14 protein-coding genes and 1 pseudogene are annotated in these 12,739 nt (G+C 49.9%); all 15 read left to right on the forward strand.

Annotated features, from left to right (window positions below; translation table 11 throughout):
* A partial coding sequence (locus B5F87_RS12620) for a sigma factor-like helix-turn-helix DNA-binding protein (protein WP_275532339.1) occupies positions 1-222 on the forward strand: 222 nt, incomplete at its 5' end.
* Positions 219-1,622, forward strand: a complete 1,404-nt coding sequence (locus B5F87_RS12625) for a hypothetical protein (RefSeq protein ID WP_087281581.1) — start codon at positions 219-221, stop codon at positions 1,620-1,622. The genes B5F87_RS12620 and B5F87_RS12625, both read left to right, overlap by 4 nt.
* Before the next feature lie 175 nt (positions 1,623-1,797).
* Entirely contained in the window at positions 1,798-2,169 is a 372-nt protein-coding gene (locus B5F87_RS12630) for a sigma factor (RefSeq protein ID WP_242964470.1), read from the forward strand.
* Positions 2,170-2,233: 64 nt separating this feature from the next.
* Positions 2,234-2,944 (forward strand): 5'/3'-nucleotidase SurE, encoded by a 711-nt coding sequence (gene surE / locus B5F87_RS12635; protein WP_087281583.1) that lies wholly within the window; start codon positions 2,234-2,236, stop codon positions 2,942-2,944.
* Between the two features lie 203 nt (positions 2,945-3,147).
* Positions 3,148-4,230 carry a choloylglycine hydrolase gene (gene bsh, locus B5F87_RS12640; protein WP_087281586.1) on the forward strand — a complete coding sequence of 361 codons (1,083 nt, stop codon included), beginning with the start codon at positions 3,148-3,150 and terminating at the stop codon, positions 4,228-4,230.
* A 34-nt stretch (positions 4,231-4,264) separates the two neighbouring features.
* A pseudogene (locus B5F87_RS12645) lies at positions 4,265-4,687 on the forward strand (response regulator transcription factor); the annotation flags it as partial.
* The gene (locus tag B5F87_RS12650; RefSeq protein WP_087281588.1) at positions 4,684-5,919 is read left to right on the forward strand and encodes an ATP-binding protein; all 1,236 of its coding nucleotides are present in this window, start codon (positions 4,684-4,686) and stop codon (positions 5,917-5,919) included. The pseudogene B5F87_RS12645 and the gene B5F87_RS12650, both read left to right, overlap by 4 nt.
* 142 nt (positions 5,920-6,061) lie before the next feature.
* Entirely contained in the window at positions 6,062-6,661 is a 600-nt protein-coding gene (locus tag B5F87_RS21010) for a hypothetical protein (protein ID WP_087281590.1), read from the forward strand.
* Between the two features lie 61 nt (positions 6,662-6,722).
* Positions 6,723-7,451: an ABC transporter ATP-binding protein gene (locus B5F87_RS12660; RefSeq protein ID WP_087281592.1), complete on the forward strand. Its 729-nt coding sequence runs from the start codon at positions 6,723-6,725 to the stop codon at positions 7,449-7,451.
* Positions 7,448-8,629 (forward strand): ABC transporter permease, encoded by a 1,182-nt coding sequence (locus B5F87_RS12665; protein WP_087281596.1) that lies wholly within the window; start codon positions 7,448-7,450, stop codon positions 8,627-8,629. The genes B5F87_RS12660 and B5F87_RS12665 overlap by 4 nt, the downstream gene beginning before the upstream one ends.
* 170 nt (positions 8,630-8,799) lie before the next feature.
* On the forward strand, positions 8,800-9,582 hold the full coding sequence (locus B5F87_RS12670; protein ID WP_158097047.1) for a threonine/serine exporter family protein: 783 nt from the start codon (positions 8,800-8,802) through the stop codon (positions 9,580-9,582).
* A gap of 29 nt (positions 9,583-9,611) precedes the next feature.
* Positions 9,612-10,067, forward strand: coding sequence for a threonine/serine exporter family protein (locus tag B5F87_RS12675; RefSeq protein WP_087281600.1), 456 nt, complete (start codon positions 9,612-9,614; stop codon positions 10,065-10,067).
* Positions 10,049-10,951 carry a DNA glycosylase gene (locus B5F87_RS12680; protein WP_087281602.1) on the forward strand — a complete coding sequence of 301 codons (903 nt, stop codon included), beginning with the start codon at positions 10,049-10,051 and terminating at the stop codon, positions 10,949-10,951. Before B5F87_RS12675 ends, B5F87_RS12680 begins: the two co-directional genes overlap by 19 nt.
* Entirely contained in the window at positions 10,921-11,616 is a 696-nt protein-coding gene (locus B5F87_RS12685; RefSeq protein ID WP_087281604.1) for a response regulator transcription factor, read from the forward strand. Before B5F87_RS12680 ends, B5F87_RS12685 begins: the two co-directional genes overlap by 31 nt.
* A gap of 30 nt (positions 11,617-11,646) precedes the next feature.
* Complete coding sequence (locus tag B5F87_RS12690; protein WP_087281606.1) at positions 11,647-12,681, forward strand: HAMP domain-containing sensor histidine kinase; 1,035 nt, start codon at positions 11,647-11,649, stop codon at positions 12,679-12,681.
* The last annotated feature ends 58 nt before the right edge of the window (positions 12,682-12,739 follow it).

Below are 12,739 nucleotides of genomic sequence, written 5' to 3' on the forward strand. Positions count from 1 at the left end.
GATGCGGTGATGAAAGAGGAACTGGTAAAAACGGTCAGCCGGTTTCTGGGAGATCTCTCGGATAATAACCGGGATATCTTTCTGGAAAGGTACTGGTTTGCCAGTTCCCTGGAAGAGATCGCGGGACGGCACGGCATTTCAAAGAAAACTGCGTCCATGCGACTTTCGAGAATACGGGAGCAGCTGAAAAAATATCTTCGGAAGGAGGGCTATGACTTATGACGGGAAAGGATTTATATGAAGCCATCCATCAATGTGACGACGAATATATCGAGAAGACAGCAGAAAGAATAGAAAAGAATCTGAGCAGAAAAAGTCCGTCCCCGAAGGGATTTATCCCTCGCTTGTGGAGACACAGCGCCGCCTTGCGGACGGTCGCTGCGATCTTTCTGTGTATCGTGGCATTGGGAATGGGAGTATCGGTTCTTGCTACGGCGTCGGATGCCTTCCGGGAGTGGCTGTTCGATATGTTTTCTGGCCACGAGGTGACGGAGCTACATATTGGCAGCGAAGGCGATGCGGAAGAGCCAGGTGCCACGGATGAGCCAGCGGGTACGAAAGAAGGCGACGGCGAGACCAGCCAGCCGGATATCCCGGTGGATGAGAATCAGATGCTTTCACTGGAGAGAGGAATGCAGATTTATGGAGTGAACGAAAGCTTTGTCTGCAAAGTGCATTACGAGAATGACGGAGAAGATGAAATCGTCGATAAAGTCTACGCCATTCAGGGTAATGGACTGATGGAACTGCCTGTGTATTCGTTCCGGGGAGAGTATGACAGCGTACCTTATTCTTTTGAGTATGCCGTCATCGGAAACGAAGTGCTGGGATTTAACGGAACGGGGGATTTTGGAGGACTGTTTCATTATAAAAATGGAGATATCGTTTATGCGAATTTGTACCATGTGGGAGAAGACACCATTGTGCGGAAAGAATGTCTGGTGGAGATCAATCTTCAGACAGAGGAAGTGACAAAAATCTCCAATGATAAAATGATATGTAATTTCCTCATGTCACCGGATGGAAAGATTATTCTCTGTAATCATCGCTCTGATGGGTATTGGTCTGTGTTTGATATAGCGGCCCGAACGGAGAAAAGAATAGACAGCCTGCAGGGGAATCTCCACACAGATGAGATTAAGTTTCTGGATACTTACACAGTGCTGGCGTATGGAGATTCCATTGAAACAAAATTGCCGGACGGCTCCTTCTGGATGGATTCGCAGACCTATAAGATCGACCTGCATACCGGAGAGATTATGGAGAAATATCCGGGCGCCTCAGACCTTGATCTGGAATGGGACTATGGGACGGAAGGCAATACGCTGCGGTTTGATAATATTGTCACCGGAGAATCCTTTACCATAAATGGAGTCGATAAAAATGTGGGTATATTAAGCGGCACAGGAAGTTATTTTTTGTTCGGTTACGATGAAGATGACGGAGATCAGCCGGGATCAGCATACTGTCTTGTGAATCTGGATCAGCAGACTTTCATGAAAATACATATACCAAAAGAATTGTATTTTGATGTGGAAATGTATCTGACAGTCAGTGAGAAGAAACTGCTGCTTACCAACGGTACTGAGGCCTACATCGTGGATGTGAGCGAACTGGGGTGAGAGTAAACGAATTATAATAAAATCTAGTGAATCTCAAAAAAATGTAACCTTTTTTAGCCGAGATCAGTCTAATAAGCGAAAGAACATTCCGGAATGTTTCCTTCGATATCAGAACCGCATTTGCAAAGAAGGCGCGCCTGTGCGAAACGGTTCTCGGACGGGACAGGATTCCCGTATGGATTCATATGAGAGAAAAGAGGTGTTGGGCTTGGAAGGTTCAAATGAACAAATGAATCATCTGGTCAGAAAAGCAATTCGCGGAAATGCAGAAGCTTATGGGCAGCTAATCGAATATTATAAGGAATATCTTTATAAAACAGCCTTTTTGCTCGTAAATAATCAGGAGCAGGCGCTGGACCTTGTGGGCGAGACGATCCTGAAAGGTTTCCAGTTTGTACATAAGGTGAAAAAACCGGAATATTTTAAGACATGGCTGACAAAAATTCTGATCAATGCTGCTCATGACTGTTATCGGAAATATCCTCCAAATAAAATCCCACAATTTGCCCAAACAATCCCTTGCATTGCCGGCAATGATTTACTATAGTAGAAAATATGTAAGATAACATAATGAGAAATATCAAGATAAGAAGCATCAAAGGAGCGTACATATGAGAATATTAGTGGTAAATGATGACGGTATTCAGGCGCCGGGCATCCGGAAGCTGGCAGAGCTGGCGAAAGAGTTTGGCGAGGTGACGGTGGCAGCGCCGAAACGGCAGTGCAGCGGCATGTCCCACCGGATCACGGTGAATCTCGGTATGGAGATTGCAAAGGTGGATTTTCCGGTGGAAGGCGTGGAGGCGTACAGCATCGACGGCACGCCGGCGGACTGCGTGAAGCTTGCCATCAGAAATGTACTGGAAGAGAAGCCGGACGTGGTATTTTCCGGCATCAATAAAGGCTACAACATCGGCTATGAGATTTTGTATTCGGGAACCGTGGGAGCTGCCATGGAAGCGCTGGTGCACGGGGTGCCGGCCATAGCCTACTCCCAGGATGATACTGCGGACTACGCCGTGGTGGAGAAATATTTCGGGGAGCTGACAGAGATTCTCCTGAAGCAGAAGATCGGAGAGGGGCAGATCTGGAACGTGAATTTCCCGAACTGCGCGGCGGAAGAGGTGAAAGGCACTCTCTATGACCGGGTTCCGGCGAAGCTGGAGTTCTATCATGACCGTTTTGAACTGGAACAGATGGATGAGAACATCTATATGGCAAATTCCATCCATAAGAAGAAGGAGACTGCGCCGGAGGGTACCGACGCGGAGGCTTTGCTTGGCAATTACATTTCTGTGAGCAAACTGAATAGTATTGTCTGAAACCAGAAGAGATCTGCGGAGCGGAACTGCCTTAGAAGATGAAGCGGCGGCAGCCCCCAATATAACGAAAACGTATAATCGAGAAGATATCTGTATATTTTATGTGCAGGTATCTTTTTTAATAGAAAACTGTGTTTCTACAAAATAAAAAATGTTCCGCGAGGATCGCACTGCGGCGCAATATGAAGAACGGAGGAAAAACTATGTGTACAGCGATTACTTTTACGGCAAAGGATTTCTATTTCGGACGGACACTGGATGACACGATTTCACGGGGCGAGGAGGTCGTCGTCACCCCGAGAAATTATCCGTTCCTGTTCCGGCATATGGGAGAAATGCACAACCATTATGCCATCATCGGAATGGCCTGTGTGGAGAAAACGGAAGACTGTCTGGATGGTTCTCGGCCAGAAAGGGAGAATAGATGGGAAATTGGCAGACACAATTCCGGCGGAAAAGAGACGTCTTCGGTCAGTCGGGAGTATCCCCTTTACTATGAGGCAGTCAACGAAAAGGGGCTCGCCATGGCGGGTCTTAATTTTGTGGGAAATGCATTTTATCAGGACTTTGAAGAGGTGATGGCCGGACGGGAGTATGTGGCGCAGTTCGAGCTGATTCCGTGGATTCTCGGACAGTGCGCCACGGTGGAAGAGGCGAGACGGCGGCTGGAGAGACTGACGGTGACCGGTGAGGCTTTTGCCCCGGGACTTCTGCCGGCGCAGCTTCACTGGCTGCTGGCAGATAAAAATGAGGCGGTCACCATAGAGGCGGTACAGGAAGGGCTGCGGATGTATGATAATCCGGCGGGCGTCCTCACCAACAATCCGCCTTTTCCGGAGCAGATGTTCCAGCTTAATAATTACATGCACATCTCACCGAGGGAGCCGGAGAATCTGTTTTGTGACCGGCTGCCTTTAAAGACGTACAGCAGGGGCATGGGAGCCCTGGGTCTTCCGGGAGACTTATCTTCCCAGTCCCGTTTCGTCCGGGCAGTATTTACCAGAATGCACGCAGTGGCCGGAAGTTCCGAGGAAGAAAATGTCAGTCAGTTTTTTCATATTTTAGGAGCAGTGAATCAGACAAAAGGCTGCTGCCGGGTGGGAGAAAACGACTATGAGATGACCATATATACGTCCTGCTGCAATGCGGAGAAAGGAATTTATTATTACACAACCTACGGCAACCGGCAGATCACGGCGGTGGATATGCGCAGGGAGAATCTGGACAGCGTTTTGCTGCTGCGGTATCCGCTGGCTGCCGGGGAGCAGATAAAAATGCAAAATTAGAAAGTGCAAAAGGAATCAAAGCAAGTTTCGGAAAGATGATAAGGTGGCGGGGCTTGACGGCGGCGCCAACGATTACCTGACCAAGCCTTTTGCCATGAAAGAACTGCTGGCGAGAATTCGTGCCATGACAAGAGAGACTACAGCGGGGCAGGATTCGATTCTTCGGGTGGGAAATGTACGGCTGAACCGTGCCACCAATGAGCTGTCATCGCCGGACGGCAGTTTTCATCTGACAAATAAAGAATTTCAGATGATGGAATATCTTATGAGTCACCCAAAACATCTGATCTCTACGGAGAGGTTTATGGAGAAAATCTGGGGATTTGACAGCAAAGCGGAGATCAACGTGGTGTGGGTATATATTTCTTATCTCAGGAAGAAACTTGAAGCGCTTGATGCCGACGTGCAGATTAAGGCAGCGAGAAACGCCGGTTATTTTCTGGAGGTGAAGGCATGATCCGCCGGCTGCGGTGCACATTTGTCATGGTATCGGTTTGTTCCGTGGCTGCGGTGCTGTTTGTAATTCTGGGAGTGGTCAATTGGATGAATTACCGGCAGGTCGTAGGAGATGTGGACCGGATTCTTGATATCCTGGCGGAGAATAACGGCAGCTTTCCGGAGAGAGGCGTCCCGGAAGAAGAGCCGGAGAGGGACAGAAGAGGCGCTCCCCCTGGCATATCGCCGGAAACTCCTTATGAAAGCAGATATTTCACAGTATATTTCAATGAGGACGAAGATGTGATCCGGGCAGATGTGGGGAGGATTGCCGCGGTGAATGAAAGCGAGGCGGCAGCCTATGCCGAGGAGGTAAATAAACGGCCCGGAAATCGGGGATTTCTGTATAATTACCGTTATGTAAAAACAGATGAGGGCGGCACGCCGATGGTTATTTTTCTGGACTGCGGCAGAAGTCTGGCTCAGGTTCGTGGATTTCTCACAGTCAGCGCCTCTGTGGCCGCTGCAGGAACCGGGGCGGTATTTTTGCTGCTGATTCTTTTTTCCAAAAGAGCGGTGAAACCCTATGTGGAAAGTTATGAGAAACAGAAGCGGTTCATTACTGACGCCGGACATGAGATTAAGACGCCGCTGACGATCATTGACGCCGACGCGGAGATCATAGCGCTGGAAACGGGTGAAAACGAGTGGGTAGAGGATATCAGGAAGCAGATTCAGCGATTGAAAGAGCTGACGGAGGATTTGATTTTTTTGTCCAAAATGGAGGAAAGGCGTGGGGATGCGGAATGCGTGGAATTCCCCATCTCCGAGGTGGCGCTGGAGACTGCCCGTTCGTTTCAGTCTCTGGCAATGTTGCAGGGAAAGATGTTCGAGAGCTGTGTTGAACCGTTGGTATCTTACACTGGAGAAATGAAAAATATCCAGCGTCTGTTTTCTATTCTTCTGGATAATGCGCTGAAATATTCTCCGGAAGGCGGACGTATTTCTTTCCGGCTGGAACGGCGGGGAAGAAATATTTATATCAATGTATCCAATACGGCAGATTTTATCTCCAGAGAGCATCTTGCACATCTTTTTGACCGCTTTTACCGGGTGGATGCTTCCCGTAATTCACAAACTGGAGGACACGGCATCGGACTGTCTATTGCCAAAGCTATTGTGAGTGCTCATAAAGGAAGAATTACCGCTGCTTCTCCGGATGGGAAATCGCTGACGATACAGGTGATTTTGTGAACGACACAAAGATTTCACAGGAACGCCGGAAATTTTTTAAGTTGAATTTAAGTGGCATTTCTATACTTAGAAGGTGACAGGTCTGCCTGGCGGTAAATCTGTCAGGATAAATCAAATGTAGAATCAGAAAGGATGAAATGCCATGAGGCGGGTGAAAGATTTTGCGCAAAAGATGATAGAATTTATGCAGGATAAAATCAATCGTCTGCGAAAAATGAAGAGAAAGAATAAGTGGAAACTGGCGGGAACCGTATACACCGCTACCATTGTTCTGACAGCCAATGAGGGATACTGTTTTTCATCTGATACGACGGTAACTGTTTCAGGAGCTGCTTCAACGGCAAAAGAAATGAGCAGTGATGGAAAGACGCTGACAGTTACAGCGTCGTTTGCGGCGACCGCGGAGGATTCCACCGAAGAAACCGCCAGCACGGAGGGAAATTCAGATACTACAGAGAGCGGAAACACGGATGGCACCACAGCTACGGGTTCTGAAAGTGGAACGGGCACGGCCGGCGGTTCCGGCACGGGAAGCAGTTCATCAACGTCCGGGACAACGGAAGATGGAAACAGTTCTTCTGAAGATAAGGCGGAAAAAAACAGTAATGGAACTACGGGAAATAATAATTCCAATACTGCAGGAGAAGGCGGACAGAGCGGCGGCGGTTACTCCGGTGGTTCGGGAAATGCCGTCCGGCGGCAGGGGCGGATCCGGCGGAGGAAACGGAATGCCGGGAGGTAATTCCGGGGGACCGGGTGGAGGCAGTCCTGGAGGTTCCGGTGAGTAGGTGGAGGTGAGAGATATGATCGTATTTGAAAATGTATCGAAAGTATATCAGATCGGCGACGCTCAGGTACACGCCCTCGATAACGCCAGTATCCGTATCGAAGACGGAGAGTTTGTCAGTATCATCGGACCATCCGGCAGCGGAAAGTCTACTATGATGAACATTATCGGATGTCTGGACGTGGCGGACAGCGGCAGATACCTTCTGGACGGCCAGCCCATAGAAGATTATTCGGAGACAGAGCTGGCAAAGATCCGGAGCCGGAAAATCGGTTTTATTTTTCAGAGCTTTAATCTTATCGGCAATCTTACCGCAGAAGAAAATGTGGAACTGCCGATGATTTACCAGAAAGTGCCCCGGGAAGAACGAAGGGAAAGAGTGGAAGAGGCTCTGAAACGTGTCAAGCTTGAGGGACGGAAAAAACATAGGCCCAACGAACTGTCCGGAGGGCAGCAGCAGAGGGTGGCTATCGCCAGGGCGATTGCTTCCCGTCCGTCGCTGTTTCTTGCCGATGAGCCCACGGGAAATCTGGATTCTGCCACTGGAAAAGAAATTATGAAATTATTTCATGAGCTTCATGCACAGGGGAATACCATTGTACTCATCACCCACGATGAATCGGTTGCCAGACAGGCAAGCCGCAGCATCCATATCCTGGATGGCAGAGTAGTGGATGCCGGGAAACCCGATGGAAAACGAAGAAATGCCGTGGCATTTTCTGGCCGAGAGAAGGTGAACGCATGATCCGGCAGTCCGTAAAAATGGCATGGAAGGCTATTTCTTCCAACAAGATGCGTTCCTTTCTCACCATGCTGGGGATTATCATCGGAGTGCTGGCATTGGTTGTGCTTGTCTCTCTGGTCAGCGGGGCCACCAGCTCCGTCAATGACCAGATTTCCAGCATGGGTACAAATCTGCTCCAGGTGTCCATTGCAGATGATAAAGATAAACCGCTTAAGTTCACGGATCTGGAAGAGCTGGCGGCGGAAGAGGAGATTGAGGAAGCGGCCCCTGTGGCCCAGACAAGCGGCACTGCCGCCAGCACCTACTCCGAGGAGACGGCGACCATTTACGGCACAACGGGAGCCTACGCAGATATCATGCAGCAGGAGCTTTATGCGGGACGTTTCCTGAAAAATACCGACGTAGACAATCATACAAATGTGGCGGTCATAAATGCGGGACTTGCCACGGAAGTTCTCGGCAGGATGGACGTGGTGGGAGAGACCATGAAACTGGATGGCATTTCCTATACGATTGTGGGCGTTTTGCAGGCTGATGACAGTGATACCTCTACGACGCAGACTTACGAAGCTTACATTCCATATACTTCATTGGTCAGACTGACAGACAGCATATCCATGGAAATTACGTCTTTTTATGTATCGGCGGCCAGTGAGGAAAGTCTGGATCCGGCGGAGACTGTGGTGACGGAAACTCTTATGAATCGTTTTGAACAGGATGAAGACGCATTCACAGTTATCAATCAGTCAACTATTATGGAAGCCATGGATAGTGTGAATTCGATTCTCAGTCTCCTCCTCGGCGGTATCGCCGGGATTTCTTTGCTGGTGGGCGGTATCGGCATCATGAATATCATGCTGGTGTCAGTCACGGAGCGCACAAGAGAGATCGGCATCCGGAAAGCAATTGGCGCCGGCCGGAATGTCATAATGCTGCAGTTTTTGATAGAGGCGCTGATGATCAGTCTTATGGACTGCGCCATAGGTATTTTACTTTCCTGGCTTACTCTGCGGGTTATCGCGGTCATTGGCGGCGATACCATGACTTTCGCCCTCTCACCGGGCGTCTTCTGGATCGCCGTGGCGTTTTCTATCTTCATCGGCGTGGTGTTCGGCATCTATCCGGCCAATAAGGCTGCGAAGAAAAAACCTATTGATGCGCTTCGTTATAATGGATAGATTGTACACAAAAATGAAAAATTGAGCGGCATATCCGGCTGCAGTTTGTGAATCGCACCCGGCAGATATATACAAAACCATGTATGTCTGCCGGGTTTTTGTGGTACAATGAATTATATTGCCGCGCGCGGAAACAGGAAGAATCACAGACGGAGGCAGAAAGGACAGAAATGAAAGCGAGACGGGAAGCGGCGGAGCATTTTTTAAAAAATATATTGGATATGGGAGAGATGCTTTTGTCTTCCGGAGCTGAGGTAAAAAGGGTGGAGGATACGCTGACGCGCATGGGAATGGCCAGCGGGGCACAGAGTGTCCATATCTTCGTGATAATCTCAAGTATCATGGCGACCATGGAGTTTCCGGGGCGGATACGGGTAACACAGATTCGCAGAATTCCCCGCTCGCCCAGATATGATTTCCGGAAGCTGGAGGCGCTGAACCGGCTGAGCCGGGAATATTGCGCCGGACGGCAGTGCGTAAGGGAAGACGGACGGATCGGAGAAACGCTGGGGGAGGCTCTGCAGGAATGGAAAAGAGCAGAAAATATGCGTGAGCGGTATCTGGGAAGTATCCTGGTAACAGGAAGTTTTGCCGTGTTTTTTGGGGGAAGCCTGGTGGAGGGGCTGGCAGCAGCGGCTTTTGCACCGCTCATCTGTCTTTTTCAGAGCCGGTTTGAAAAATTTTGTCCCAACAAGGTAACCTTTTATAGTATCTGTTCATTTCTCTTCGGTCTTCTCATCTGCCTTCTTTCCAGGCAGACCGAATGGTTTCAGTACGACAGGGTAATTATGGGCGATATGATGCTTCTTCTGCCGGGCCTTTCTTTGATGAATTCCGTCCGGGATGTGCTGGCAGGCAACACCATTTCCGGAATCATGCGGCTGACGGAGAGTCTCATCTGGACCGGTGCGCTGGTCATAGGGTTTATGGGAGCAATCTGGCTGGCGGCATAGTATATTTCTGAAGGAGGCTGAGGACGGCTATGGAAAGAGAACTTATAGAACTGGCATCGGCATTTTTCGGCCCTCTGGGGCTTGGAATCCTGTTCCACCTGCGCGGCGGTCTGCTTCTGCCGGCCGCTTTGGGCGGGCTGTTGAACCGTATTGTTTTTCTGGCAGTCTCAGAAACAGTCGGAGAAAAGATTCTCCCATGTCTGTTGTGTTCCATGGTGACAGCAGTTTATGCCGAGTGTCTGGCTCGTATCTTAAAAGTTCCGGCCACCATCTTGCTTTTGCCGGCCATCGCCACTTCGGCGCCGGGCAGGATGCTGTTTTTTACCATGAGCAGCCTGGTTTGGGGAGATGGAAACGGGGCGTGGAAATACGGTACGCTGACAGCAGAGTATGCCCTGGCGGTGGCGATAGGAATCAGCCTGATCTGGGCACTTTTTATGATAGCAGGAAAAATGAGGGAGGAAGTATGGTTGAAAAAGAGATAGAAAATTTTAGCCTGGCGCAGATCTGCCGGTCCGGACAATGTTTTCGTATGGAAGAGACTGAGGACGATCTATTTACGATTTATGCCGGAGACCGCTGTATAAAAATATGGCAGAATGGAAAATCTTGCCGTTTTTACTGCGGCGAAGAGGAATATGACGAGTTCTGGAAAGACTATTTTGATCTGGATAATGATTATAGCGTTTATATGGCGCAGGCCAATCCCAATGACGCATATTTAAACCGCGCCATTGCCTTTGGTTCCGGTATGCGGATCTTAAAACAGGATTTGTGGGAGATGATCGTGTCTTTTCTGATTTCACAGCAGAACAATATTGTGAGGATTCGCCGGTGCATCGCAAATATCTGCGAAAAATATGGGGAGGAAAAAGTGATTTGGGTACCGCAGCCGCCGGAAAAAAGCCGGCAGCTTATATCTTCTCAGGAAGAAAACAGGAAAATTCGCTATCATGCCTTTCCTGCTCCCGAGGCACTTTGCGGTCTGCCGGAGGACGCCTTGAAAGAATGTAATCTCGGCTACCGCAGCAAATATGTGGTGCGGGCGGCCCGCAGCGTGGTGTCCGGGGAATTTGATCCGGAGGCGGTCAGCGCCATGTCCTACCGGAAGGCGAAGGAAGAGCTTTTAAAGCTTTTCGGGGTTGGTGAAAAAGTGGCGGACTGTATCTGCCTGTTTGCACTCCACCATCTTCAGGCATTTCCTATGGATACTCACATCAAACAGGCCATGGCGGAGCATTACAAACGGGGATTCCCTAACAGACGCTACAGAGGATTTCAGGGTGTGATGCAGCAGTACATTTTCTATTATGAGCTGTGCGGAAAGAAGGAGTACATATGCGAGGGGACGAAGTTGAAAGAAAAATAAAAATATTTATAGTGGAAGATGACCGTGAGATTGTCAGGAATCTGGAAATTCTCCTGACAGAAGAAGGATATGCAGTCAGATCGGCATCGACCAGACAGGAGGCTCTTACGCTGCTCGGACAGGAAGAATTTGCGCTGATCCTTCTGGATCTGATGCTTCCGGACGGCAGCGGCTACGCCCTCTGTACTTTCATACGGCAGCGGCTGGACACGCCGGTTATCATGCTGACAGCCATGGACGACGAAGCCAGCGTGGTCACCGGCTTTGATCTTGGCGCGGACGATTACGTGACGAAGCCGTTCCGGCCCATGGAGCTTTTGTCCAGGATAAAAAATGTACTGCGGCGCAGCGGAAAAAATCAGAGCGTCTATACATTTGCAGACCTCCGGATCGACACCCTGCGGGCGGCGGTGACCCGGGCGGGAAAAGATGTGCCTTTGTCTGCGCTTGAATACCGCCTGCTGCTTACCTTTTTAAATCACAGGGGCGAGGTATTAAGCCGGAGCCGCCTGTTGGAAGAAATCTGGGATGTGGCGGGAGATTTTGTCAATGATAATACGCTCACTGTCTATATCAAGCGGCTGCGGGAAAAGATTGAGGAAGATCCGGCGCATCCGGACATTATAAAGACCGTGCGGGGGCTGGGGTATCTGATGGAGAAGTAGAGAAATATCGGTGGAACGGAGGAGTCATTCATGTGGCTTTGGAGAAATCCTGAGATAAGAAAGTATGGAAACATCTATGTCATTCTGGCGCTGCTGGCAGCGGCGGGCGCGGGTTTTTGTTTTGGCGTGCCGGCGGCGCTTTATGTGGCAGTTTTCAGCATAGCGGGCGCCGTTCTTTTTTGGTGCGCCGCTAAGAAGAGGTACGAGGCGTTGTCTGCGTTGTCACAGCAGTTGGATCAGATCCTTCATTCGCAGCAAGCCCTGCAGTTTGTGCCCGATGAGGAAGGGGAGCTTGCGCTCCTTTCCAGCGAGATACAGAAGCTGACGCTGCGCCTTACGGAGCAGGCGGAAGAAATGCAGCGGGATAAGGAGTATCTGAAAGATTCCATCGCGGATATTTCACATCAGATCAGGACACCGCTGACAGCCATCCGTCTGCTGCTGTCCCGTCTGCAGCGCCGGGAAGCCTGTGATGGAAAAGAAATAGATATGGAATGCATTCGGGAAATCCGCAGCCTGCTAAGCCGTATGGAATGGCAGGTGTCCGTACTGCTGAAAATCGCCCGGCTGGAATCGGGTACGATTGTCATGGAAGAAAATGAGGTTTCCGTGGCAAGAACAGTGGAAAAAGCCTGGGAACCTCTGGTTATTCTGGCGGATATAAAAGAAATCGCCCTGCGGACGGACGTGCCGGAGCACATTTCCTTCCGGGGCGATGAGAGCTGGACGGTGGAAGCGGTGGGTAACCTGCTGAAAAATTGTGCAGAACATCTGCAAAAAGGAGGCTGCCTGTGGATAACTGCCGCAGAGAATCCCCTTTACACGGAACTGACGGTTGCCGACAACGGCCCGGGTATCCTGCCGGAGGAGCTGCCGCATCTGTTTGAGCGGTTTTACCGGGGCAATATATCTGGCGATGAGAGCAGCGGCGCCGGAGAGCACGCAGGCATCGGCCTGGCTCTGGCGCAGATGATTATCCGGGCGCAAAACGGAACCATTGAGGCCATGAATCGCCCCGGAGGCGGCGCAAAATTTCAGATACGTTTTTATAAGGGAGTCATATAGATGGCTTCCTTAAACTTTGTGCAGGTAACCTGGTTTTGTGACAATTTTGTCATCATAC

The sequence above is a fragment of the Eubacterium sp. An3 genome (genome assembly GCF_002159465.1).
Lineage (GTDB): Bacteria > Bacillota > Clostridia > Lachnospirales > Lachnospiraceae > Anaerobutyricum > Anaerobutyricum stercoris.